Here is a 1282-nt window from a genome sequence, read left to right on the forward strand (position 1 = left end):
CACTGCTGTCCGGTTTAAAAAAACGGAAGGGGCTGGAGAGCTTAACCTCTGGGGATTACGGTAAAATAGCAGTTGTCGAGACAGCATTTTACCAACCCAGAGGCCAGCGTGAAGCATACTAACATCATATTCCATCAACTTCTAAAATCACTGCCCCGCCAACGCTTTCAAGATGCCGTAGATCGTCATCAAGGAGATAAGCGAATCAGAACGCTCTCCTGCTGGGATCAATTGGTCGCCCTGTTATTTGCCCAGCTCACCGGACGTCAGTCTCTTCGTGATTTAGTGGATTGCTTTAACAGCCAGAAAAACTGCCATTATCACCTGGGAACCCGCACCATCAGCCGTTCCTCTTTATCTGATGCAAACAAAAATCGACCCTCCGAAATTTTTTTGGAAACGTTCTACTACCTACTGGAACAAGTTCGTGAGCATTTACCAAACAAAGCAGCAAATGAAATGGTGCGGTTAATTGACTCCACCACCATTGACCTGAATTTGAATCAATACGAGTGGGCAAAGTTTCGCTCTACAAAAGGAGGGATTAAACTTCATACCGTTTATGATCCTAATGCAGAGATCCCTGTTTTCTTTCAGATGACCAATGCCAAAGTCCATGATTGTAAAGCGCTCAATAGCTTGCCAATCCTGCCAGGGATCACATATGTCGTAGATAGGGCTTACGATGACTACAGCTGGTATTACGGGCTGGATCAGCAGAATTCAATATTTGTGGGGCGTATGAAATCGAGCGCATGTTATGAAGTCATTGAGACTTTGAAGGCTACAGGGAATAGTATTCTGAGCGATGAAATTATCCGATTAACATCAGATAAGGCACGTAAAACCTGTCCAATTTCTCTGCGAAGAGTGACGTTTTTACGAGAAGAGGATCAGAAGGTTCTGGTTTTTATCAGCAATGATATGGCCCGAACAGCAGAAGAAATTGCAGCGCTGTATAAGCAGCGCTGGCAAATTGAACTGTTCTTCAAATGGATAAAACAAAACCTGAAAATCAAACGTTTTATTGGACGCAATGAGAATGCGGTATGGATACAGATATTAGTGGCGATGATTGCGTATCTGTTGTTAAAGAGGGCTCAACAATCAAGTTTTTCCTCGTTATCGCTACAACAGATAAATCGCCTGGTCAGTGTCAATATCACGAGTAGACGATCACTGATAGATCTTCTCCACCCTGATTCAGCTGGATATTCATCACCTCCAGAAGCCCCCGATCAGCTGTCAATGGAACTGGTTTATATTTAACCGGACAGCAGTG

Annotated in this window: 1 protein-coding gene; it reads left to right on the top strand. The window is 43.8% G+C overall.

Annotation, left to right across the window (positions count from 1 at the left end):
- The first annotated feature begins 108 nt into the window (after positions 1 to 108).
- Positions 109 to 1269, top strand: coding sequence for an IS4 family transposase (locus H4O21_RS23945; RefSeq protein WP_182812352.1), 1161 nt, complete (start codon positions 109 to 111; stop codon positions 1267 to 1269).
- Positions 1270 to 1282 lie beyond the last annotated feature (13 nt).

It is taken from the genome of Oceanospirillum sediminis (assembly GCF_014164585.1).
GTDB classification, from domain to species: Bacteria; Pseudomonadota; Gammaproteobacteria; order Pseudomonadales; family Halomonadaceae; genus Oceanospirillum; species Oceanospirillum sediminis.